Below are 24,948 nucleotides of genomic sequence, written 5' to 3'. Positions count from 1 at the left end.
AACTCCTAATTTCTCACTTTCACTTGATACACCACATTAGGGTCTGTCCCCAGCTCTGCTAAAAGCTGATACATACGCTCGCTGGCACTTAACTGGGCAATTTTGCTTCCTTCTTCGTTAGCATCTCCAAATACCATAGCCCCTGTATTACAAGCTGCTGCACAAGCTACTACATTGTTGAACTCTCCTGGGGCAACGGCACGACCTTCTCTTTTAGCTTTCAGTATTACTGCTTGGGTGTTCTGGATACAGAGGGAACACTTTTCCATTACTCCTCTCGAACGTACCGTTACATCGGGGTTGAGCACCATACGCCCTATTTCGTTGTTCATATTGTAGTTGAACTGCTTGTTTTCACTATACTGAAACCAGTTGAACCGGCGTACTTTGTAAGGGCAGTTGTTGGCGCAATAGCGCGTACCCACACAGCGGTTGTAAGCCATTTGGTTTTGTCCTTGCTGTCCGTGAGCGGTAGCGATTACAGGGCAAACGGTCTCACAAGGAGCATTATTACAATGCTGGCACATCACGGGCTGAAAGCCTACGCACCTTTGTTCGTTTTCTCTTGATTCATAACGATCAATGCGCAACCAGTGCATATCGCGTGAGCGGCGCACTTCTTCTTTGCCTACTACAGGCACATTGTTCTCGGCGTGGCAAGCGATCACACAAGCCGCACAACCCGTGCAAGCATTCAGGTCGATAGAGAGTTTAAAGTGATGTGGGGTAGTAGGGTCTTTCTTTGTTTTAGGAGGGTGAGGATTCCACACTTCGGCAGAGGAGTTTAAGAAAGTATCTAAACTGATTTCTTTAAGAATATTTTTACGCCCTACTAATTCATTTTGCAGTTGCAAGCAGGCAAATTCGTGTGTGCCGTCTGCTTTTTCTATCTGTACGCCTTGGTTTTTACAATGGTCTTTATAAAGAGGGAAGGCATTCACGCCTATTTGCATTTCGGTTTGTATGCCTGCCTTGCGCCCATAACCTAAGGCAAGCCCCACACTGCCTTGCGCTTGTGCAGGGGTGATAAGTACGGGAGCGATGATACTTTTGCCGTTAGCACTGATTTTCGCCTGATGCCCGTCCAAAGCACCATCGGCAGTATGCCAATTCTCAATACCTAAGGTTTTGGCATCAGTGGGATGCATCGTGAGGAAGTTATCCCACGTAGTGCGGTGGATAGGGTCGGGGAGCTCTTGTAGCCAAGGATTGTTAGCTTGCTGTCCGTCTCCCAAAGCGGTGCTGGTGTAGAGAGAAAGTTCAAAAGGCAATTCCGTTTGGCTTATAAGCAATTGACTGATAGATATATCAGTAAAAGATTCTTTGGTGCGGAATAAACTTAGTCGTTCCTCTTCTTGTTGTTCAAAATCAAATCTTTTTTCCTTATCTACAAAAGTGCTGTCGTGTAGGGCTTGTTCCCAAGGAAATCCTTTTAAGATATGGGTTTCCCAATGAGATTTGATAAAATCGTAATAGCTCTCCTTGTGTCCTATCCATTGCAAAAAACAGTCTTGCCATTGGCGGGTGTTGAAAAGCGGACGTATACAAGGTTGCATCAGTCCGTAGTGCCCGTATTTAAATTCTACATCGCCCCACGACTCTAAATAATGAGGTTGAGGCGCCCAAAGGGTCGTTTGCTGGGCAGTTTCATCAGCACGTATCGCAAAGGATACCGAAAAAGGTACTTTCTTCAAGCCTGCGGCAAACACTTCGGCGTTAGGCAAACTGTATAAAGGGTTGAGATTGTTGATAAAGAGAACGCCTACCTTGCCTTCGTTTATATCGGTGAGCAATGGTTTGAATTTCCACACTATATCTCCTTTTCGCGTGAGTACGGGTGTTTCAGGTATAAAAGCCTTGCTTTTCAGTCTTTTATTCAGCGCAAAGGTGAGTTCTTGAGCATTGTCCTTGTCAATCCCTGTTACGATTACGGCATCGCTACCCGCTTTTTTTACTTCATCGGCTATTGCTTTGAGTTTTTCATTGATTTCAGCAGAAAGATCTTCAGAATGAGAAGTTTGATATTCTGTTAAAAAAATATAGAATTGTGCTAAAGCTACTTTCAGTTGTTGAGGGGTGAGGGCGATGCGCTCATCGGCATTAGCGCCTGTAAGGCTGAGGTTGGCTTCCAACTGAATATGGCGCGACATTCCGTTTGCTTTGCTGGGGATACGCCCTTGCGCATAGCCTACTTCATAGCCCCCGCCATTCCAATCGCCCAAGAAATCGGCATCAAAAGAAACGATGAGCTTTGCCTTGCTGAAATCGTAATCGGGCATTGCACGCAATCCATAGCGCCATTCAAAAGCGGTGAGAGTAGCATCTTCTGATACTGTATCGTATTCTACGAGTTTAAAGGTAGGGTATTTTTCTTTTAATAGTTCTACAAGAGCATAACTCGACGGACTTGCGAGTGTTTGACTGAGCATCACAATTTGCTTTCCTTCAGCTTTTGCTTTCTCTAAGGCAGTAACGGCTTTAGTATCCAACTGTTCCCACAATTCCCCTCCTTGGGAGAGGGTAGGGGAGGGGTTTCTATTTTCGTCATACAAACTCAATACCGATGCCAATATCCTTGCATTCACTGCCCCTCCTGCTTTGGCTTCGGGGTTGCGCAACACAGCAATGGGTCGCCCTTCGCGAGTTTTCACCAGTACGCTGGCAAAGTCAAAACCATCGGCGATACAAGTAGCGTAGTAATTGGCTTCACCTGCTACAATGCTTTCAGGCTGTATTACATACGGAATCGTTTTATGTACAGCACCTTCGCAACCAGCCAAGGCTGCCACTGCTGTAGAAAAACCTAAGAATTTTAGGAAATCCCGCCGTGAGGTAATGGTATTATGTATAGTCTCATTTGTCATTCGTAACTCGTAATTATTAGTAGTGGCATTTAGCACATTCTAAGCCTCCCATTTCGGCAACGGTTAGTTTGCTAACATTTAGCTTTTTAGCCAAAGCCTTATGCACTTCTTCATAGTGCTGATAATAAGGGTTGTTAGCATTCATAGGCATTTGACGGTGGCAGTTTATACACCACCCCATCGTAAGAGGAGCGTACTGGTGTACCACCTCCATTTGTTGTACTTCGCCGTGACATTTCTGACATTCCAATCCACCTACTGCTACGTGCTGACTGTGATTGAAATAAGTAAAGTCGGGGAGTTTGTGAATGCGTATCCACTGCACAGGTTTAGGAGTGCCCGTATAGCGAAATTTCTGCTCGTCCCAGCCTACTGCTTCATATAATTTCTTGATTTCTTTGGTATAAAATTCTTTAGTGTAACCATTGGCGAAATCTTCCTCACCCTCATATTCCGAAATAGTATTGTGGCAACCCATACACACATTGAGTGAGGGCACACCTGCTACTGCCGAAGTCCGTGCCCCCGAATGGCAATATTTACAATCGATTTGGTTATCACCTGCGTGAATTTTATGAGAGAAGTGAATAGGTTGTATAGGTTCATAGCCCTCGTCTACCCCTATCTGCATCAGAAAGGCGTAAAGAGCGTAAGTAATGCCTAAAAAGGCAATGATAAGGGTTGATATAATGATAATCTTTTTCAATTGATAATTCATAATTGACAATTGACAAATGCCGTTGCGTTACAAACTTTGGCAAAGTTGAAAATGTATCCTCTTTACTTGTTCTTTGGCACTTTCTAAATCGACGTTCTCAATTACCGCATTTGAAAGGGCAATACGCTGGGTGTCACTCCACTGCTGTGCCATACGCGCTCGCACTTGGGCTTCGGTACAATGGTCGCGTGCCATTACGCGGGCAATGCGCACCTCCTCAGGTGCTGTAACTGTGATGATATAATCACAATCCTTATAGCTTCCACTTTCAAAGAGGATAGCGGCTTCTTTCAGTACATAAGGTGAAGTTTGCTTCTTTGCCCATTGTTTAAAATATTTTGCAAGGGCAGGATGTACAATGCCGTTGAGTATTGCCAATTTCTCAGAATTGTTGAACACAATCTGGGCGATATAAGCGCGGTTATATTCTCCATTTTGGTAAGCCTCCTCACCAAAAGCAGCGATAATGCGTTCCTTTACCTGCGTATCGGTAGCGATGAGCGCTTTAGCTTGTTCATCTGAATTGAATACCGCGATACCTAAGACAGCAAATGCTTTGGCTATCGTGCTCTTGCCACTACCAATACCTCCTGTGAGTCCTACTACCATCATTCTTTGCGTATTAGAAAATCAACGGAGGTTTCTTTCATAAAAGCTACCTTTATGCGTCGTTTATGAGTATTGAGTTGTAGTGGTATATGGTTGTCGGTTGCTTCGCACAAATCAGCAGTTACTTCAATATCGTTAGGAGTAAGGGTCTTTAAGATACTCAATTCACCTGTACAAAGTACACTCACTTCGTTGGGGAAGACTTTTACTTGACTCTCTTTCGGTACGCCCATCACCTTCACAGGCACGCGCAATTCCTGCTCGCTCACCTTATCGACAAAGGCTTGCATCACAATTTTATGAGCGTTATAATGTACCCAAGGAGTGCTTTTGAGCGTATAAGTTTCACCGAAATTGTCTTTTAGCGGACGTTTGTGTCGGTATTGGAAAGTTACTTGTGTGAGCGTATCTATCACTTTTTGGCTACCTGAAGCTACTACCGAATCGGGTAAGAGGCGCAATTCCGTAAGTTGGTATTCTTTAGGGAACTCCACGTTTAGGTGTACTACTACGGGTATTTTTTTGGTGTGTTTGGGTACTAAGTATAGTTGTAGAGTATCGGAGACTACCGAGCGTATTCTGAAATTCGATAGGTAAGTATTGCTGAGCTTGTCCTTACTGCTTTTAGAGAGTGTATAAAAGTGTTCGCCCACTTCTTGTAAATCGGAGAAATCTACGGTGAGGGTAGCATTTTGTCGGTAGGATTTCAGAAGAGAGAAGCCATTGCCTTCTACTGTTATTCTCACGTAGTTAGGAGCAGAGGGTAGAAATACCTTGTCGGCTGGCAGATTGATAACCGTTACTGGTACTGATAATTCTCTGATGAGGTTTTTAGAGAGTTTCTTCAGCGACCAAATGAATACCGAGAGCAACAGGCATATCACAAAAGTGAGGTTGCGACGATTAGTGAAAAAGAGGCGAAATGGCTTCATAATTAGGTAAAAGGTAAAATTTGGCACAAAGGTATAAACTTTTATTGAGAGCGCAAAATAATACTTATTAATACTTTAATGCGGTATATACCTATTATTAGAAAAGTATATACCTATGAGGTCAGCGGTATATATCTATCACTAAACGGGTATATACACGTTACGGCTCGCGTATATACCCGTTTGGTATTAGAATACTATTTGAGTATTTTCCTAATATAATTGGCTTCGTGGATACTTTGGGTAAGGGCTTCGGATTGTTCAGTTTCGATGAGAGTTCTGAAAGCTTCTAAATTCTTGATATATTCATTGAGGGCTTTTAGCACATTGTCCTTATTCTCCAAAAAGATAGGACACCACATCTGAGCGTCACTTTTTGCCAAACGCACCGTAGAGGCGAACCCTGTACTGGCTAAATCGAAGATTTGAGCTTCGTCTTTTTCTATCTCTAAAACGGTTTTGCCCAGCATAAACGAACTTACGTGCGAGAGGTGTGATACATAGGCAGTATGCAAGTCGTGGTCAGAAGGTTGCATCATCTTCACGCGCATATTAAGGGCTTTTACAATACTCAACGCACGGTCAAGCAGTTGCCAATTGCTTTTTTCTACTTCACAAAGTGCCATTACTTTCCCATCGAAGAGGTTGTAAAGAGCTGCCTCAGGTCCTGAATGCTCGGTACCTGCCATAGGGTGCGCTGCTACAAAATTTTTCCTATGGGGGTGCGTAGCTACTACCTCGCAGATGTGACCTTTTACAGAACCTGCGTCCATTACTAACGTGTGCTCGCCTACTTTATTGAGTACCTCTATAAGCACTTCGCCTATATGGTTCACGGGTACTGCTATGAGCACGAGGTCGGCATCGGTGAGATGGTTGTAATCCGTACTTTCATTGATGATGCCTAAGGCTAAGGCTTTTTCTATATGATTAGGGTTTAGGTCGATACCAGCAATATGATAGCCTAAACGTTTTTTTAATTCTAAGGCAAAGGAACCTCCTATGAGACCTAAGCCTATGATGACTGCTTTTTTCAATTCGATATTAATTAGCTAATTGTCTCATAGTGTAGAGCACCAATTCAGTGGGTGATTTTTCAGTAACTATCCAAATAGATTTATCTAAATCTACATCTATTGCAATGGGGGATACTGATTCTACGGGAAAGTCTTTTAACAATTTTCCTTTTTCGTCGTATAAATAGGCTTTTTTGGTGTTTTGTTCGTTTACTGAGACGTAGTTGATGCCACGAATACGGAACTGTTTAGGACGGGCATATTTACCTTCGGGAAGTTCAATGCGTTGCCCGCCTATGGTGAGTATGTTGCCCGAAAGAGAGGTAAGAGCATAACGATTACCTTCCCAATAAAAGGGTTCTACCAGCGATGGATTTGTGCGATTCATTCCTCCTTTCTCATCTATAGAAATAAGGTTACCTTCTTGAGTGGTGAACATAAACAAGTTATTGAATACCAAAGGAGGATTGTTAGAGAAACGATAGTTACCCTTTACTATTATTCTGTTTTCGCCGTTGCGGTGCAAGATATTAAAGATACCATTATCGGAAGGGTAGATAAGATAGTCTTTGCCATTGAAACGGTAATGCTTAGGAGTAAACAAAGGTTTCCCATTGGTGCGCTGTAAGAAGCCTTTCACTTGTTGTCCTTTTCTGTCTAACAGGTGCAAGATATTGTTTTCGGCAAAGAGGAAGCGGTATTCGCGATTGCTATCGTAATCGAACACCTCCAAAGGTGTGATAGGGTTTTGATATTTTAGAGGGAAAGGCTCTACCACATTGCCGTTGCGGTCAATAATCCAGATAGACTTTTCGGTAGTGAAAGCCATTTGCAAGAAGCCGTTTTTAAATAAATCGACCTGGTAAATAGGACTTTGTATCTTTCCGTCTAAGCGTTTTTTCCACAAGAGAGAACCGTTGTTACCTATCAGATATAAATCGTTATTGGTGTCTTGCACGGCTATTTCGAGTTGTTTGGTGCGGTGGTTTAAGAGAATGGTAGGAGGGATAACCATTTGGTCGTCTAACGTAAGGCGGAAACGTTCTTTCATTTCATCGGAAAGAGTGCTTTCAGTTTGTTTTTGACTGATGAAATTGAGCACGTAATAGTCGTTTTGAGGGGTTTGTTGGAATACTGCCCAGCGATAGTTTTCGGCTATATAAGGATATTTACTGCTAAAAGCTGTGTTGTCATAAAGATTTGTGAGCCGTGTAACACTCACGTTGGAAGCGCTGTTTTGTTCTAACCAATCGTAAGATTTATTGGCTGAAAGCACATTGCCTCGTTGCATATCGTTGATTACTGAGGTAAGAAGGTCTTTGGTGGTAGTAAATACGAGAAACTTTTCATACACTCCGACGTATTTAGGGACAAACTGAGGTACAAAAGCCGTGAAAAAATCCATTGGGAGGTCGGGGTTTAGTTCGTACATAGAGAAGTTGTGCTGAAAGTCTTCTGAGAGTACGGGCAACTGCTTAATGGTCTCATCTACATCAAAAGAAGAGGCGACGGCAAATTGACCTTCGGGGGTTTGAGCGAAAGCTACCCCATTGATAGAGGTTTTAAACGGATTATTGGTAGCTGTACTATCGTTTTGAGCGAGCTTATCGCCGTCGTCGAAAGTATAAGAAACGAGTGAACGCAAGCGCGCGGGAAGTACGTTTAACACATTGTTTTGATAGGGTAGGGTGTGTGCCATTATATCGGCATTGGCATTGGCAATGAGCGCCATACCGCTAAAACGTATGTTGTTTTCTTCTAAGAAAAGGTCGAGAGAGACCCAATCTTTTACATTTTGCAATATCTCGGTTCCGAAAAACGATTTGAAGTAAGCATTTGCTTCGTCTTTTTGGAAGAAAAGAGTGGCAACGCATTCGGTATTACCTACTTTTTGGAGTTGTTCCAAAGACTGTTGCCGTGGTGTTTTAGTTTCTTGTTTCAGTTGTTGATAAGCCGAAACTGTCTCGGAATCGCCTATAACCAAGTTGTTATCGGCTATGGTGTAAAACCATTCTTTACCAAACTGAGCTTGTTTTTGGATTTGAGTATCGGCATTGCGCCAAAAACTAATAGTATCGTTACTAATACGAGGAGTTATGGCAAAGAAATGACCTTCGGTATCAAAAGCTACCCATAAGTTATCATCGGTGGGAATGCTATTAAGGAGTTTTACCTCGTGTGGGCGCAACTGATGAGGATTGAGCGTCTTCCAAAAGGTATTGTTAGCAATGGCACTGAGGAAGTTGTCTTTATCGTTGATGCGGAAAAGCATTTGCGTATTATCGGGGAAGAGTAAGGGTGTTACCTCCTCTTTCTTCTCTTTGGAATCGCAGGCGAGTAGGGATAAAAACAGCGTTATGTAAAAAAGAATGCGCATAATTAAGATGTTTCAATGAAAGCAGTGTAATATGCAATGAAGTGCAAAGGTAGGAAAAAATTTTTTAATACCAAAAATGCTGATAATGCCAATAATAGTAATTTAACTTTGCCAAAGGTCGTAGCACGACGAGCGATTAACTTTGCCAAAGTTTGAGATGAAAAAGCGACGTATTGGGGAGGTTAGGAGGAGACGGAAGATATCGGAGGAGAACGGAAGAGTGCTGAGAGGAATTTTGGTGAAAAAGGGGTGTAAGGAGGGCGGGGTTAGCTTATAGAGAGCTTATAGGAAGCTTATACGAATCTTGGACGATTGGTATAGGAAGGGTATATAAGTAATTGACTTATAACACGATATAACAGCGCTAAAAATGTTAAAAACGGGGTTTCGAGACGAAAGAAAGAGGAATCCTCACCCCGTCCCTCTCCCAAGGAGAGGGGGGATATGGCGACGGAAAGGAGAAGGGATAATTAGAGAATTAGCAAAATTGAAAATGAGAAAATGGGTGATGTGGGGAGCTTAGGTCATAGGTACTAGGGGGAGTATGATGGAAAAGGGAAGAGATAGAGGTATGATAAGATAAAATTATAGAAAGAGTTGATAGTGAACGGTTAAACAGTGAATAGCTTAAAAGTGAATAGTTAAAAATTGAAAATAGAAAAATAATCGAAAGTAAGATAGAGGTGAGATAAAGGTGTGTTATGTTAAAATTAAGGATTTTTCAGCTTAAATCAAAAAAAAAGAAAATAATTCATTGCTAATTGGAAAATAGTTTTTACCTTTGTGGCGTTAAAAGAACTATAATAATAATTTACCAACTCCATTAACAAACATTATTTTAACCGATGAAAAAGTTACCCTTTTTAATTTGGGGGCTATTGCTGTCTTTCTTCAGTACAGCTATAGCCCAAGAGCTCGATACCATTCGCTATAACCAATATGGCGTGGCAGTCGATAGAAAAGAACTTCGCTCAGAGGCACGTAACAACATCTTGGTTTTTGAATCAAAACATCAGAACTATAAGTTTTGGTTTGACAACCGTGTGCAAGTGGATGCTGCTACGTTTTTTGGCGCTAAGAGCGATTACGACAAGATAGGCAACGGTGCTTCTATTCGCCGTGCTCGATTTGCCGTAAAGGCACAAGTTACCAAAGATTGGTACGGTGAAGTGGACGTTGATTTCGCCGATGGTATTTTTGAACTTAAAGATGCTATCGTGGAATACGACGGGATTAAGAACGTAGCCTTGAAGGTGGGAAACTTCAAAGAAGATTTCTCGATGGAGCAAACTACCAGTTCGCGTTACTTAACCTTTATGGAACGCCCTATGGTGTGTAAAGCCTTAGTGCCGTCACGACATTTGGGTATTCAAGGAGAGTACTTGCGCGACCATTTTAGGGCTTCGCTTGGTATGTTTTTGCAACGAGTGGCTGGCGTTGAGGAAGTGACCAATGTGCAAGACAACAACAAGGATTACGGACGTAACCAGGGATATTCAATCACTAGTAAAGTGGGCTGGATGCCTTATACCGAAGACCGTATGCAAGGTTGTTATTTAGGAGTTAAGGGCTCTTACCGCACTCCTAAAACTGATGTAGCACCTAAGGATTACGGCGGAGCGCGTTTCAGTACCCGCAACTCTACCTCGATTAACCGCAAAAAGTACTTAGACACTGATGTTATACCCAATGTAGACCACGAATGGTTGCGCGGGGTAGAAGCTGCTGCTTACTACGGAGGCTTCCGCGTACAAGGGGAATGGATAGGCGACCACGTTACTACGGAAGCTACCTATTACAATTTCACAGGGTGGTATGTGCAAGCAGCGTATTTGCTCTTTGGTGGGAAACAGAAGTTTAACGTATCGGAAGGCGAGTTTACTCAGCCTACCCGAGGCAAGGAATGGGGTGATGTGGAGCTGGCAATGCGCTGTGATTACCTCAGCTTGAACGACAAAGACGTGTATGGAGGTTCAGGAGCAAACTTCACTACGGGGTTGAACTTTTATGTGAATAACAACGTGAAAATAGCTCTGAACTATCAGTATACTAACAACGACCGTTATGCAAACGGCAGAGGCAAACTGATTATTGGGCACGATGCCACAGGAGCCCCAACTACCGATTATAAAAAAGCGGTGGAAGGCAAAGGCAAAGGCGGTGTGAGCTACCATATGCTCGCTATGCGCTTTGAAATTAATTTCTAAACATTCACCTTTTAAACCATTACTAAAATGAAAAGTTTAAGATACATACTTCTATTAATATTGGTCATCACAGCAGGTTGTGTGAAAGATGCAGTGTACGAGGGAGCTTCGACTATCAAATCGGTGAAGCTTACACCCGCAGCCCCTACCTCGACAGACAACGTAGTGGTAACCGCTGTAATAGCTCCGGGACTACAAGCACCTTCGACAGTAACTTTGGTTTACAACGCAGGAGCAGGCAACCAAACCGTAGCGATGACGGGCAAGAACAATACTTTTACAGGGACTATTCCGGCACAAGCCGATAAAACAAAAGTAACCTACAAAGTAACAGTAGTGAATACCGCAGGATTTTCGACCGTAAAAGAAAGTAGCTATGTGGTAGGCGATAAGCCTTCGGACTACACTAAATTGGTTCTTAACGAGCTTTACGGAGCAGGCGCCGATGCCGAAAAATTTATAGAACTTTACAACAACGGCGACACTCCTATCAAACTAAAAGACGTAACCATTAAAAAAGACGAAGAACTTGTGTGGACGGGTATTGAGGGTGAAGTGGTAGCCCCTCACTCACATTTTGCTATCGTAGGCGCCAAAGGCACTACCCCAAGAGGGTTCAGTTCGGGTTTTTCGAGCAAAAAAAATGTGCTTATAGAGCTTTACAGCCCTGAGGGAACTAAACTAAACACCTTCCAACGAGGTGAAAAAGGCGATGGTTGGGGCAAAGTGAGTCTTGCGGCAGTTACGAAATCGTGGAGCCGATGTCCTGATGGTACAGGTAAATTTATGCAAGCAGACCCAACCCAAGGGAAAGCGAACCCTGCGACAGGAACAGAAGATGAGACTGTTAAGCAGTGAGAGAGGAGGAGTGTAAGGACGGTTATTGTAGGGAAATATTACAAAATAAGCGATTAAACAATAAATGATATAAAAACATAATTATGGCAAAAGAAGAATTAAAGATAGGCGAAATTTCTAAACCGCGTTTTGAGTTTCGCAGTTTTGGGCGTTGCTTTGCTAAACAAGCAGAGCGTATGGCACGCCTAAGTGTACCTGTTCCTGAAAAAGTATGGGAACGCCGCAGTACCGAAACCTATATTGTGAGTAGGACTAACGATGTGAATAACACTAAAATTCGCGATGGTAAGATGGACATCAAAACCTTTGTACAAAAGGTAGATGGCTTAGAACAATGGAACCCACTGATGAAAGGAGAGTTTCCCATCTCGGCAAAAGTGCTTAAAGAAGAGGTATTCCCCGCTTTTAAAGCGCAAGGAATGCCTGAGCTTACCAAAGGAGAATACACCTTAGGAGAGTTCTTACAGATGGTGGAAGCACACCCCGACTTGCAAGCAGTAACCGTTGAGAAGGTGCGTTTTGGTTATATGGTGAACAATACCATTTGCGAAACCGGCAACGTATATATCAATGGGGCTTTGGTGAAAACCATTAACTCAGAGTCTACCGAGATAGAAGATATTAAGAAAACCATTGCCGATTGCGGATTGGAAGGAGTAGAGAACATCAACTACTTGCAAGCGATTAAACGCGTGATTGGAATGATACATAAACCCTTAGCAAATTAAGTTATGGCACAAGAAATAGAAAGAAAATTTATGGTGAAGAGCGATGCCTATAAAACGGCATCGTTTAAGGCGACTCGTATCACCCAAGGTTATTTGAGCTCCGTTCCCGAACGCACGGTGAGAGTGCGCATAAAAGGGGACAAAGGTTTCATTACCATAAAAGGCATCGGTAATGAAAGTGGCGCAAGCCGGTTTGAATGGGAAAAGGAAATACCCGTAGCTGAAGTGCAAGAGCTATTGAAGCTATGTGAACCAGGTATTATAGACAAGACACGTTATTTGGTAAAGAACGGCGACTATTGTTTTGAGATTGACGAGTTCTATGGAGACAATGAAGGACTTGTAATGGCAGAGATTGAATTACCCGACGAGAAAGCTACTTTTGCCCGTCCTGAGTGGTTGGGTGAAGAAGTGACAGGAGACAAGCGTTATTACAATTCAATGTTAATGAAGAACCCTTATAAGAACTGGAAATGACAAACAATACCGACCACACGCCACCCTTTGACCCTTTGGATATGAATAACTATCATATCGAAAAGTTGCCAAAGGTACAAAAAACAGGGGTAGAGCGGTTCCTCCAACGCATTGGAGGACCGCTTGCTATCCTCGCCTTTGTGCTTATTTACTGGGTAGCCAATATTTCGTTTATCAACCGGATTGATACCAATGAGAAGACGACACCGCTTACTGAATCGGCGATGGCTCGGTATGCCCAAATAGAAAAGGCTAAAACCAAACAACTAACAGCTACAATGAAGGGAGAAAAAAAACTCTCGGACGAGCAAAAAGTAACTCTACAACAGGCAACACACGACGAGTTTATACACATCAACTACGCGATGCTGGCTATTTTTGTAGCTGCTATTATTTTATGGATTACCGAAGCAATCCCCAATTACCTCACTTCATTACTGGTAATACTGGGCATTGTACTTTGTGGAGTCACGACCGACAAGACGGCATATGCTCAATTAGGACACCCTGTGATGTGGCTCAATATTCTTTCGTTTATCTTGGCGAGTATGTTAGTGAAAACGCAGGTGGCGAAGCGATTTGCTTTGTGGTTTGTGTTGAAGTTTGGCAGAAATTCGGGAGGTATTATACTGAGTTTTATCATTATTAACTTAGTACTATCGGCATTTATTTCGGCAACTACTGCCAAAGCTGCTATACTGTTGCCTATCTTTATGGTAATAGCCGCTATCTACGGAGCTACGGGAGGAGAACACCGCAATAACTTCGGTAGGAATTTGATATTGCAGAACCTTTTCCAAATCAATTTAGGAGCTAATGCCTTCTTGACAGGCTCAGGGGCAGCTCTTTTAGCGGGCTCTCTTATAGCAGGAGCTATGGGTATAGGCTCTTTTAGTTATCAGGATTGGTTTAAAGCAGCCTTTCCGATGAGCGTGTTGCTTATTCTCATCGCGTGGTTCGTAGGCTCGAAAATATATTTTCCACTGAAAAAAGAAGAGCGCGTACCACAGATTGAAGGAGGTATGGAAAGGCTTAGGGAAGAGCTTAACAAGCTCGGCAAAATGAAGTTTGAGGAGTATAAAGCGATTGCTATTTTTGTTTGTGTACTCATCTTGTGGGCTACTGATAAGCAACACGGTATCAACCAAACAGCAGTAGCTTTTATGGGTGCCGTAGTAGCCTTGCTTCCGGGCGTAGGCGTCGTGAAATGGAACGATGTAGACATTCCTTGGCACTTGCTATTGTTCTCGGCAGGTGCTTATACCTTAGGGGCAGGACTTGATGCGACAGGTTTGCCTGGCACACTTATAGATGCACTTTTTGGTAGTTTAGGGATAACACAAGCCACTCCGTTTTGGGTATTGTATATGATACTCACAGGAGGGATTTTGCTTTTCTCGCTTATATTCCAATCTAAAACAATGCTTACCCTCATATTCATTCCTATTGCCATAGGGGTAGCTCAGAAAAACGGGTATCCGATTATGAGTCTGGCTTTCCCCGTAGCAATGCTCGTGGGACACGTGTATGTACTGCCCTTTAACAGTAAACCTGCTGCCCTGCTATACACTACCAATCAATACAGCTGGAGCGACACCTTCAAGTTTGGTATCACGATGATGTTTATTAGTTGGTTGATGATACTTTTGTGGGGCGAAACGGTATTGCGGTGGTATGGGTTTACCAATGGAGTATTCTTTTAATATCACAGTGCAATAATGACAATTACTGAAGGTAAGAGTAAAGATAACTCTTAAAAAGGGTACTGGATATTGGGTGTAGGCACATCAATTATAAAATCATAATACCTCCAAAGAGTATTTAATTCTTTGGAGGTATTTTCTGTAAAAAAGCACTATAGTTCTGTAGTCATAGGTATAACTATAGACTCGTGCCAGTGGTATTTTGCTAATCTGCTGTTATTTTAAAGCTTCTCTCACTTCTTTTTCGAGGTCTTCTATACGGTTCTTTAAATCATCTGATAACTTTTGAGCAGAACTTTTTAACTTTTTCAGATTGAACGAAAGTACTACAGAAGAAATACCTGTGAAGATAAACGCTAAACCTGTGAACACTACTAATGAGATACCTGTAAAGATAGGATTAGCAATCAAAATGAACGAAAGGATAATACCCAATACGCTTACTATGGCTAGGTTACCCCAATTCAGTACACCAGCTTCTTTTACTTCGAAGGCAAAACCGAGTAACTGAAACGAACGGAATAACAATGTGAATCCTACTACCAGTGGTAATATAAACATTGATAGGGCGGGATACATAAGTAAAAAAATACCCATTATCAATGAAATGAGTCCGCTTACCAAATACCAACCCCAACCGTTGAGAGTTTTAGTATTTTGTAGGGCAAAGAAGGATTCAGTTATCCCTGATATTAAGAATGAGAGACTAAAGAGTACTGAAAGGGTAAGATAAGAAGCTTGTGGTGATATAATTACCCCTATACCACAAAGAATGAACAAAATCCCTAAAATAAGGTGAATGTACCAGTGTTTTACTGATCTTCTGATGGATTTGAAAAAATACAACATAACTTTATCATTTAAAAATTAACGACGCAAAGGTAAGGATATTTTTTTGATTAGCAAAAATATTTACAAATAAAAGATTAAAAATATAGTTGTTTTGTCAGTTATGTAGTTTATTGGTTAATTATAAAAGCTTGAACTGTCCTAAAAGTTTTGTTCTGTGAGGGTGATTTGACAATCGCTCCTACAATATAAATAGAAGAAATTGATTATCAAGGTAATCAACTTTTTCAAAGACTGAAACTTTAGCAAAATGTAGTGACGCAAATGCGATTTTAAGACTTTTCGGACAGTCTCAGCAATTGATATAACGAGATAGACACAAATAGCAAGCTCGCACTATCGAATAAATTTGGTATGTTTGACCTGTATCTAAAATTAACAAATTGGCTAATTGACAAATTATTCCTATCTTTGCCCCCAAATAGAAACGAATGACACTGAAAAAAACTATATATTTCCTTATAGGATTACTATTCCCCTTGCTGAGTTGGGCACAAGAAGACGATAGTGCGAACAACAATCAGGAGGGCGGGGTAACCTTTAAGTCGTTGCGTCCTAAAAAGAAGAAAGACAGCATTACTTTCACTGCACGCGACTACAAAATTATTACTTATACCCGCGATACCACCTCGGTAGATACTTCGCTTACGATGCAAAAGTATTACCTGAACAACGAGTGGGGAAAGGATATGTTTGGCAAGATGCCTTTCTCGAATATGGGGCAACCGTATAATGCACTCTCTTACGACTTCCGCCGTCAGGATTACCTGCCTTCGATGGGAGCAGAAGCTAAAAAGCAACTCTACCTCACTCCGGAAGAGGTAACTTATTACCATTTGCCTACGCCACTTACTGAGTTTACTTACAAAAGCGGTATGGAACAAGGTCAGTTTTTGAATACCCTTTTTTCAATCAATCTACAGCCCAACCTCAATATCTTTATCGCTTACAAAGGTTTGCGTTCCTTGGGTAAATACCAACGTATATTAGTGAGCAATGGCAATTTTAGAGCGGGCTTTTCCTACGTATCGCCTAACAAGAAATACACTGCCTTTGCACACTTTGCTTCTCACGATATCACCAGTCAGGAGAATGGAGGTATAGTAACGCCCGAGCAGTTTGAGGGAGGTGAAAAACAGTTTAAAAACCGTGCGACAATAGACGTGCAATTGCTCAATGCTGAGAATATCCGGGAGAGCAAGCGTTATTTTTTGCAACACGACTACGCTTTCTTGCGCAACCGCGATTCGCTGGCTTCGTACAAGCAGATACGCTTCCGCCATTTGTTTAGCTACGAAACCGAACATTATACTTATGACGAAACCCAAAGCAACAGTTATTTTGGCGATGCCTATGTACCCCAAAACCTGCACGATAAGGCGCGCTTGAAGAAGATGATCAACCGCTTGGGAGTAGAGCTTGAATTGCCCTATCTGGGTAGAACCTTCCTCTTTGGAAATGCTTATTTCTACAATTATTACTTTCAGAACGCTTACTACGTATCGGGAGTGTTGCAACGCCGACAAATTAAGGATACCGACCTGAGTTTAGGTGTGCAATGGCATAAGAGAGTAGGTGGTTTCAGTATAGAAGCAGAGGGTGAACAGACATTTGTAGGCAAGATGACAGGAACTAGACTGAGTGGAAAACTTGCCTATGCTTTTGACGATAAGAACAGCATCACCGCAGGAGCTGAATTGCATTCGGCTATGCCTAATTTTAATTATTTGCTGTATCAAAGCGATTACAAGCAGTTTAATTGGGATAACTATACTTCGTTTAATAAACAGAATACCCAGACCCTCTATGGCGATTTGAAAACCCAATGGGGGAATGCGTCGCTCAGTCTTACCAACCTCAACAACTACACTTATTTTCAAGAAGAAACCTTAGGGAAAGTGCGTCCTGAGCAGTACAGTAGCAATATACAATATTTGCAACTGAAAGTACAAAAAGAGTTTAAATTTGGTAAATGGGGCTTAGATAACACTATGCTTTACCAGCAAGTGGTACAAGACAGCAATATTTTGAATGTGCCTACTTTTGTGACTCGCAATAGTTTTTACTTTGCATCACACTTGTTCAACAAGGCAATGTACTTACAAACGGGGATAGGGTTTAATTACTTCACCAAATATTACTCCAATCAGTACAATCCGCTTTTAGGGGAATTTGCTGTACAGACGGCAGAGAAGACGGGTAACTTTCCGATGTTTGACTTTTTTCTCAATGCCAAAGTGCGTACGATGCGCATTTTCTTCTCTTTAGAACAATGGCAAGTGCCCGTGAGCAACTGGCTAAAAATAGGAAATCCTTACAACTATTATTCTGCACCACGTCAGCCGTATAGAGATTTTATTATTCGATTGGGAATTAAGTGGGATATTTTTAGTTAAGAGTTAAGAGTTGAAAAGCAAGAAAAATAACGAATAAAATCTATATGACTAAAAAGACAATTTTCGATACACAAGTATTAGGACATCCAGCGGGGCTGTTCGTGCTCTTCTTTACAGAAATGTGGGAGCGTTTTTCGTTTTATGGAATGCGCGTACTGCTCATCAACTTTCTTACAATGACGCTTATAGGGTATAACCCAGGATGGGCGTGGAGTACTGAAAACGCGGGTGCACTCTTTGGTACGTATGTTATGCTTCTTTACCTCACTCCTATACTTGGAGGTATAATAGCCGATAAGATTACCGGCTACCGCTGGGCAGTAATTATTGGGGCGGTTATTATCACCTTAGGACACGTGTCGATGGCTTTTGAAACTGAGGTTTCGCTCTATTTGGGGCTTGCACTTTTGGTGATAGGAACAGGCTTTTTCAAACCTAATATGGTGTCATTTGTATCGGAAATGTACAAAGACCTACCCGAGAAGAAAGATGCTGCTTATACCATCTTCTATATGGGAGTAAATTCTGGAGCTTTCTTTGGAATGATGCTCTGCGGTTACTTAGCAGAACGCATTGGGTGGAGTTGGGGTTTCGGTTTGGCAGGAGTGTTTATGCTCTTGGGAACTATACAGTTTTGGTTTGCCAAACCTTTATTTGGTTCAATAGGATGTGAGCCACGCAAGCAAGAAAAAAAAGAGACTACAAGTGATGCAAAACAAGAAGAGGAAAAACTCAATCCTTTCACTACCGTAGATAAGATATTGGTAGCACTTTCGGCAATCATAGGTATTGGTTATGCACTAAACGACCCTCTCTCGAAAATATGGAATATCGACCTCTTTGGGTGGGCTGCTACCTCAGGGCTTAAAGGGCAATATGTGATGGTGATTGTAGGCTTAATAGCTTTCTTTTACCTGATAGGAAGTCGCATAATACGTTATACTACGATAGTGCGCGACCGTATGCTTACCGTGGTCATCTTTGCCTTTTTTGTGGTGTTCTTTTGGTTGTCGTTTGAACAAGGGGCTTCGTCTTTAGTGATTTTTGCACGGGACAATATAGAGCGTGAATTACAGGGTAATTGGGCAGTACTTTACAATATTTTTAATGCACTACTCACCGTGATTCCACTATTACTGATTACTTACGTACTTTTCCTTTTGGTAAAGAAAACCTACAAAAAGATATTTCCTGCCGTAGTAGTGTTATTGCTGTGCTTTAGTCTTGTATGGGGCATCGCTTCGTGGATGCTACAACGCGACTTCAAAACTACTGCTTACAGTGTGAGCTATCAAGCTTATGAACAAACCGATACACAGGGCAGAACTACTTATATCCCTATTACTGAAGAAAACAGAGTCGCTCGCCCTGATTTGAAAATCGTAGAACGTACTACTATCATAGGAGTAGCTGATTATGACCTAAAAGTAGGACAAGAGATAAAATTGCTAAGCAAGAACAACAAAAACACTTCGTTTGGCTATGTAGATGCCGAAAAGGAACAGTGGGCAAAACAGCGGGGAGCAGAGCTCAATACTGACAACGGGCTGATAGTTGCGCAAGTGAAAGAAGAGCGCGATAACTGGGTAGAGACGACTGTATCGTGGTTTTCTATCCTGAATTCTTTCTTCATTATTGCCTTAGCGAGCTTGTTCTCACGTTGGTGGGATAGCAAGTATAATCCACCTGCTGCGAAGAAATACGGCATCGGACTGCTGATGCTCTCAGTAGGATTTGGTTTACTCGCCTTAGGCTCTCACGGGGTAACTCACGGAGTAAAGGTGAGTATGTTATGGCTTGTATTTGCTTATATGTTTAACACTATGGGTGAGTTGTGCTTATCGCCTGTGGGGCTTTCGTACGTCTCGAAGCTTGTACCTGCACGAATGATAGCATTTATGTTTGGGGTATGGTACCTTGCTGTAGCTATTGGTCATAAATTAGCAGCTGTACTGGGCGGACAGATAGAGAATATCACCCGTGAGTACAGTTTGAGTACTTTCTTTTTGATATTTACCATTGTGCCTGCTGTAGCAGGGGTACTCATTATTCTTATCAATCCGTTTGTGAAGAAACTGATGCACGGAGTGAAGTAAGTGAGTTCTATTCTTGTGGAGAATATTTATTTTACTAAATAAAAAATAGTACACCTAAGACAAATATAAATATTTAATTATGAAAAAACTTCTCTTTTTACTCCTACTTCCCTTGGCAATGCAAGCTCAACCGCTGGTGGAGAAAACACCACCTGATTATATTAAAACGATTATCTTCAAAGCTAATGGCAACGATAAAAACCAATTCCCTATCGTGCGCCGTAACGAGTCGTTTAGTTTGCAGTTTGATGACCTCGGGGGTAATGAGGAGACTTATTACTACAAAATCACCCATTGCAACGCCGATTGGTCAGTCTCTTCTCTGCTGAAAAGCGAATACCTTAAAGGCATTGATAACCAACCGGTACAGCCCGAGAGTAACTCCTATGGTACCCTGCAAGGCTATTCGCATTACCGCCTTACTTTCCCTAATGAACTCACTAAAATTACTCTCAGCGGTAACTATATGCTCTCTATCACCGATAGTTATGGCACAGAGCTCTTTTCACGCCGATTTGTGCTCTATACACCCCAAGTGAATGTACTCACCGAAGTAAAACGCGCTCGCGATTTGCAGTATTTCGATACTCAACAAGTAGTACAGTTCACTATTAAGCAGAAAGATTTTAGACTTGATAATCCTAATGTAGCGGTGAAAGTAGCCATACTGCAAAACTACCGTTGGGATACGGCTATCACGGGTGTAAAACCTCAGTACGTGATGGGTAACGACCTCGTGTATCGCTACGACCGCGAAACGGCTTTCTGGGGAGGCAATGAATACTTCTATTTTGATAGCAAGGATATACACGTGCCTGCATCGGGAGTCTATCGTTTGGATAGAAGCAAATGGGTAAATAGCTACTTGTTTACCAATGTAAGCCGTGCGAGCAATGTCTATACTTATTATCCTGATATCAATGGCGATTTCTTGGTAACCACTATCAACGGAATGAACCCTGCCAATGAAGCCGATTACACCCAAGTGCATTTTGCCTTAGAAGGGAAATCTACTTTTTGGGGTAAAGAAGTGTATGTATACGGCAAGTTTAGCAACTACGAACTCCGTGATGAATACAAACTCACTTATGACGAAAAAGACGGTCTTTTCAAAGGGAAAGTACTTCTCAAACAAGGGTTTTACAACTATAAGTTTGCTACCAAAGCAGGCAACATAGTTGATTTCAACGAAATAAGTGGTAATTTTCAACAAACTGAAAACACTTACCTCGTGCTAGTGTACTACCGCGCTCCTGGTGCTCTCTACGACGAGGTGGTAGGCATCGGCTCTGCTTCTAGTACCAATATCACAAAATAGGTCGTAGTACGACAGGCAGTTTATACATTACTACTCTTTGGCAAAGTTGATTTCATTAATCATTAAACATTAATCATTATATCAATGTCTTCTCCTTTAGCAGAACGTATGCGCCCCACTTCCTTAGCGCAATATGTGGGACAAGAGCACTTGGTTGGAACTCAAGGGGCTTTGCGCCAACAGATAGAACGGGGTCTTTTGCCATCGCTTATCTTTTGGGGTCCCCCAGGTACGGGTAAAACTACGCTGGCTAATATCATTGCGCACCAAAGCAATCGCACTTTCTATACCTTGAGTGCCATTAGTTCGGGGATTAAAGAAGTGCGCGAAGTAATTGACCAAAGCAAACAAAGTGGTGGACTCTTCACTACCCAAAACCCTATTGTTTTCATCGACGAAATTCACCGATTTAACAAAACCCAACAAGATTCCCTTTTGCAGGCTGTTGAAAAAGGTTGGATTACCCTCATTGGAGCAACTACCGAGAACCCCAGTTTTGAGGTGATTCCTGCCTTGCTTTCTCGTTGCCAAGTGTATATACTGAACGCTTTTGAGCGCAAAGATTTAGAGCAACTGCTTCATAATGCCATTACCCAAGATGCTATTCTTAAAACCAAAAATATTGAACTGCAAGAAACTGAAGCTCTTTTGCGACTCTCAGGTGGCGACGGACGCAAATTGTTGAACACTTTTGAGCTCATCGTCAATGCGACTCCTGAAGGTGAACCAGTAGTGATTACGAACGACAGCGTCCTTAGATTGGTGCAGAAAAACACCGTACTCTACGACAAAACAGGTGAACAGCATTACGATATCATTTCGGCTTTTATCAAATCGATACGGGGCAGTGACCCTAATGGCGCAGTCTATTGGTTGGCACGAATGATTGAAGGTGGTGAAGATGTGAAGTTTATCGCACGCCGTATGCTCATTCTCGCTTCCGAAGATATAGGCAATGCTAACCCTACTGCAATGATTTTGGCTAACAACACCTTTCAAGCCGTTACGACTATTGGTTACCCCGAGGCGCGTATTATCCTCAGTCAGTGTGCTATATATCTCGCTTCTTCGCCTAAGAGCAACGCTTCTTATAAGGCAATTAACAAAGCCCAACAGGTTGTGAAGCAAACAGGCGACCTGAGTGTACCTATCCATTTGCGCAATGCCCCTACCAAACTGATGAAAGAGCTCGGCTATGGCAAAGACTACCAATATGCTCACGATTATGAAAGTAATTTTGCCTTTCAGGATTATTTGCCTGATGAATTACAAGGAGAAACCTTCTATGAACCCTCTGATAATCCACGTGAGAATGCCCTACGCGACTATCTCAAAAAACTCTGGGGCGACCGCTACGGGTACTGAAATTAGAAAATTAGAAAATGAGGGAATTAGAAAATGACAATAATGCTAGAAATACTGATAATTAACTTTGCCAAAGGTGCGAGCCGCACAGGCAGTCGTAGCACGACGAGCTATTAACTTTGGCAAAGTTTGAGATGAAAAAGCGATGTGTTGGGGCTGTTAGGAAGATTCGGAAGGAAACGGAGAAGTTCGGAAGAGGGGAGGGAGGATTTTTGTAAAAAAAGGCTGTAAGGGGGGTGGTGTTAGCTTATAGAGAGCTTATAGGAAGCTTATACGAATCTTGGACGATTGGTATAGAAAGGGTTTGTAAAGAGTTAATAGTGAGGGGTTAAGAGTTAAGAGGGGGAAGCAGTTTTGAGGGTAATAAATCGAAAAGAAAGCAAAGATGAGGTGAATAGATGGACGAGAAAAGACTATAAAATTTTGAATTTAGATTTTAGTATTTAGAGTCTCTGAGCTATGTGCGTGAAATAATTTTTACTTTTCAGTTTTCTTCACTATCTTTGCACTCTTATTTATGGTTAAATCAAATGAAATTCAATATAGTTTCTGACTTTGCCCCTACGGGCGACCAACCTCAGGCTATCGACCAATTGGTAAAAGGTATAGAGCGCAACGATAAGTACCAAGTGCTATTAGGCGTTACGGGCTCTGGAAAGACTTTTACTATCGCTAACGTGGTGGAGCGCATTCAGCGTCCTACTCTTGTGTTGGCACATAATAAGACGCTGGCTGCTCAGTTGTATTCTGAATTTAAGACTTTCTTCCCCAATAACGCGGTGGAATACTTTGTCTCTTACTACGACTACTATCAGCCGGAAGCTTATATACCTTCCACAGGTACTTATATCGAAAAAGACCTCTCTATTAACGATGAAATTGAAAAACTGCGTCTCAGTACGACCTCTGCTTTGCTGTCGGGCAGGCGCGATGTATTGGTTGTGGCATCGGTGTCGTGTTTGTATGGTATCGGTAATCCTGTCGAATTTCAAAAGAATGTAATCACCCTCAAACAAGGCGATATACTCCCCCGTACCAAGCTGATGCATCGATTGGTACAAAGTCTCTATGCCCGTACAACAGCCGAATTTAGGCACGGCAATTTCCGCATCAAAGGCGATGTGCTTGATGTCTTTCCTGGGTATGATGACAACGCCTTCCGCATTCACTTTTTTGGCGATGAAATTGAAGAGATAGAACAGTTTGACCCTACTACTAATCACGTGTTAGACCACTACCAGAGCCTCAATATCTACCCCGCTAATATGTTTGTTACTTCTCCCGATATTCTCCAAAAAGCGATATGGAACATTCAACAAGATTTGGTGAAGCAAGTAGAGTTCTTTGAGGCTTTAGGCAAACCCTTAGAAGCCAAACGGCTGAAAGAACGCACTGAGTTTGACCTTGAGATGATACGGGAATTAGGGTACTGTTCGGGTATTGAGAACTACTCTCGCTATTTGGACGGTAGAGAACCAGGCACACGTCCGTTTTGCCTCATAGATTACTTCCCCGATGATTTTTTGATGGTGATTGACGAGAGTCACGTAACTGTCTCACAAGTGCACGCGATGTATGGTGGCGACCGCAGTAGAAAAGAAAATTTGGTGGAATATGGTTTCCGATTGCCCGCAGCGATGGACAACCGTCCTTTGAAATTCGAGGAGTTTGAAGCGCTACAAAACCAAGTGATTTACGTGAGTGCCACCCCTGCCGATTATGAGCTCCAGCAAACGCAAGGCGTGTACGTAGAGCAGGTGATACGCCCCACCGGCTTGCTCGACCCCGAAATAGAAGTGCGCCCCAGTGCCAATCAAATAGATGATTTGGTAGAAGAAATACAACTGCGCACCGAGAAAGACGAGCGTATATTGGTAACCACCCTCACCAAGCGAATGGCAGAGGAACTTACCAAATACCTCACTCGCATTGGTATTAGGTGTCGTTACATTCACAGTGATGTGGATACATTGGAACGCGTGGAGATTATGCAAGACCTGCGCAAAGGACTCTTTGATGTGCTCATAGGGGTGAACCTCCTCCGTGAGGGCTTAGACCTGCCCGAAGTGTCGCTCGTCGCTATCCTCGATGCTGATAAGGAAGGCTTTTTGCGTTCCACTCGTTCGCTCACTCAAACCGTAGGAAGGGCTGCCCGCAATGTGAATGGAAAAGCAATAATGTACGCCGACAAGATTACTGAGAGTATGCAACGTACCATTGACGACACCAATTACCGCCGTGAAAAGCAAATGAACTACAACAAGGCACACAACATCACGCCTCAGCCTTTGCACAAGAAGATAGAGAATAGCCTCAGCAAGAGCCCTATAACCGAATTTCACTACGATCCGTCGTTTAAAGAGCGCACAGCTGCCGAAGCGCAATCGGTATATTTATCGGCTAAGGAGTTGGAAAAGAAAATCAAAGAAACCCGC

General features: G+C 42.4%; 17 protein-coding genes (1 of these 17 only partly in view). 10 read left to right on the top strand and 7 right to left on the bottom strand.

From position 1 onward, the window contains the following. Positions 1 to 5: 5 nt before the first annotated feature. From HMPREF1321_RS10470 to HMPREF1321_RS10445, 6 genes are all read right to left on the bottom strand, one after another. Positions 6 to 2,864 (bottom strand): 4Fe-4S dicluster domain-containing protein, encoded by a 2,859-nt coding sequence (locus HMPREF1321_RS10470; protein ID WP_009422583.1) that lies wholly within the window; start codon positions 2,862 to 2,864, stop codon positions 6 to 8. Between the two features lie 16 nt (positions 2,865 to 2,880). Then, positions 2,881 to 3,582, bottom strand: coding sequence for a cytochrome c3 family protein (locus HMPREF1321_RS10465; RefSeq protein WP_009422610.1), 702 nt, complete (start codon positions 3,580 to 3,582; stop codon positions 2,881 to 2,883). 27 nt (positions 3,583 to 3,609) lie between these two features. Then, positions 3,610 to 4,194 (bottom strand): dephospho-CoA kinase, encoded by a 585-nt coding sequence (gene coaE / locus HMPREF1321_RS10460; protein ID WP_034576050.1) that lies wholly within the window; start codon positions 4,192 to 4,194, stop codon positions 3,610 to 3,612. Continuing rightward, the gene (locus HMPREF1321_RS10455) at positions 4,191 to 5,123 is read right to left on the bottom strand and encodes a YbbR-like domain-containing protein (RefSeq protein ID WP_009422548.1); all 933 of its coding nucleotides are present in this window, start codon (positions 5,121 to 5,123) and stop codon (positions 4,191 to 4,193) included. Before HMPREF1321_RS10455 ends, coaE begins: the two co-directional genes overlap by 4 nt. A gap of 197 nt (positions 5,124 to 5,320) precedes the next feature. Beyond that, positions 5,321 to 6,160, bottom strand: a complete 840-nt coding sequence (locus HMPREF1321_RS10450; protein ID WP_009422576.1) for a prephenate dehydrogenase — start codon at positions 6,158 to 6,160, stop codon at positions 5,321 to 5,323. A gap of 7 nt (positions 6,161 to 6,167) precedes the next feature. After that, positions 6,168 to 8,516 (bottom strand): hypothetical protein, encoded by a 2,349-nt coding sequence (locus HMPREF1321_RS10445; protein ID WP_009422592.1) that lies wholly within the window; start codon positions 8,514 to 8,516, stop codon positions 6,168 to 6,170. A gap of 845 nt (positions 8,517 to 9,361) precedes the next feature. On the opposite strand from HMPREF1321_RS10445, the gene HMPREF1321_RS10435 reads away from it, so the two are divergent. From HMPREF1321_RS10435 to HMPREF1321_RS10415, 5 genes are all read left to right on the top strand, one after another. After that, positions 9,362 to 10,723: an OprO/OprP family phosphate-selective porin gene (locus tag HMPREF1321_RS10435; protein ID WP_009422629.1), complete on the top strand. Its 1,362-nt coding sequence runs from the start codon at positions 9,362 to 9,364 to the stop codon at positions 10,721 to 10,723. Between the two features lie 27 nt (positions 10,724 to 10,750). After that, positions 10,751 to 11,581 (top strand): lamin tail domain-containing protein, encoded by an 831-nt coding sequence (locus HMPREF1321_RS10430; protein WP_009422582.1) that lies wholly within the window; start codon positions 10,751 to 10,753, stop codon positions 11,579 to 11,581. An 83-nt stretch (positions 11,582 to 11,664) separates the two neighbouring features. Beyond that, positions 11,665 to 12,309 carry a hypothetical protein gene (locus HMPREF1321_RS10425; RefSeq protein WP_009422572.1) on the top strand — a complete coding sequence of 215 codons (645 nt, stop codon included), beginning with the start codon at positions 11,665 to 11,667 and terminating at the stop codon, positions 12,307 to 12,309. A 3-nt stretch (positions 12,310 to 12,312) separates the two neighbouring features. Next, a complete protein-coding gene (locus tag HMPREF1321_RS10420) occupies positions 12,313 to 12,786 on the top strand; it encodes a CYTH domain-containing protein (RefSeq protein ID WP_009422559.1) in 474 nt (157 codons plus the stop codon). Then, on the top strand, positions 12,783 to 14,489 hold the full coding sequence (locus HMPREF1321_RS10415) for an SLC13 family permease (protein ID WP_009422608.1): 1,707 nt from the start codon (positions 12,783 to 12,785) through the stop codon (positions 14,487 to 14,489). Before HMPREF1321_RS10420 ends, HMPREF1321_RS10415 begins: the two co-directional genes overlap by 4 nt. Positions 14,490 to 14,705: 216 nt before the next feature. On the opposite strand, the gene HMPREF1321_RS10410 is transcribed toward HMPREF1321_RS10415, so the two are convergent. After that, positions 14,706 to 15,338: an HdeD family acid-resistance protein gene (locus tag HMPREF1321_RS10410; protein ID WP_009422595.1), complete on the bottom strand. Its 633-nt coding sequence runs from the start codon at positions 15,336 to 15,338 to the stop codon at positions 14,706 to 14,708. Between the two features lie 431 nt (positions 15,339 to 15,769). Here HMPREF1321_RS10410 and HMPREF1321_RS10405 point away from each other — a divergent pair, with 431 nt between their 5' ends. From HMPREF1321_RS10405 to uvrB, 5 genes are all read left to right on the top strand, one after another. Beyond that, positions 15,770 to 17,734 carry a putative porin gene (locus HMPREF1321_RS10405; RefSeq protein ID WP_009422613.1) on the top strand — a complete coding sequence of 655 codons (1,965 nt, stop codon included), beginning with the start codon at positions 15,770 to 15,772 and terminating at the stop codon, positions 17,732 to 17,734. A gap of 44 nt (positions 17,735 to 17,778) precedes the next feature. Then, positions 17,779 to 19,830 carry a peptide MFS transporter gene (locus HMPREF1321_RS10400; RefSeq protein WP_009422588.1) on the top strand — a complete coding sequence of 684 codons (2,052 nt, stop codon included), beginning with the start codon at positions 17,779 to 17,781 and terminating at the stop codon, positions 19,828 to 19,830. Between the two features lie 79 nt (positions 19,831 to 19,909). Further along, complete coding sequence (locus HMPREF1321_RS10395) at positions 19,910 to 21,148, top strand: type IX secretion system plug protein domain-containing protein (RefSeq protein ID WP_009422573.1); 1,239 nt, start codon at positions 19,910 to 19,912, stop codon at positions 21,146 to 21,148. A gap of 84 nt (positions 21,149 to 21,232) precedes the next feature. Continuing rightward, complete coding sequence (locus HMPREF1321_RS10390) at positions 21,233 to 22,513, top strand: replication-associated recombination protein A (RefSeq protein ID WP_009422611.1); 1,281 nt, start codon at positions 21,233 to 21,235, stop codon at positions 22,511 to 22,513. Positions 22,514 to 23,043: 530 nt separating this feature from the next. Then, a protein-coding gene (gene uvrB / locus HMPREF1321_RS10385) for an excinuclease ABC subunit UvrB (RefSeq protein ID WP_009422593.1) crosses the window boundary here: on the top strand, positions 23,044 to 24,948 show its 5' portion. The gene runs 93 nt beyond the window's last position; the window shows 1,905 of its 1,998 coding nt (coding positions 1-1,905); it begins with the start codon at positions 23,044 to 23,046; its stop codon lies beyond the right edge, outside the window.

The sequence above is a fragment of the Capnocytophaga sp. oral taxon 412 str. F0487 genome (assembly GCF_000271925.1).
Classification (GTDB): Bacteria; Bacteroidota; Bacteroidia; order Flavobacteriales; family Flavobacteriaceae; genus Capnocytophaga; species Capnocytophaga ochracea.
The sequence above is the reverse complement of the archived record's forward strand: the minus strand, read 5'-3'. Positions and strand labels throughout refer to the sequence as shown.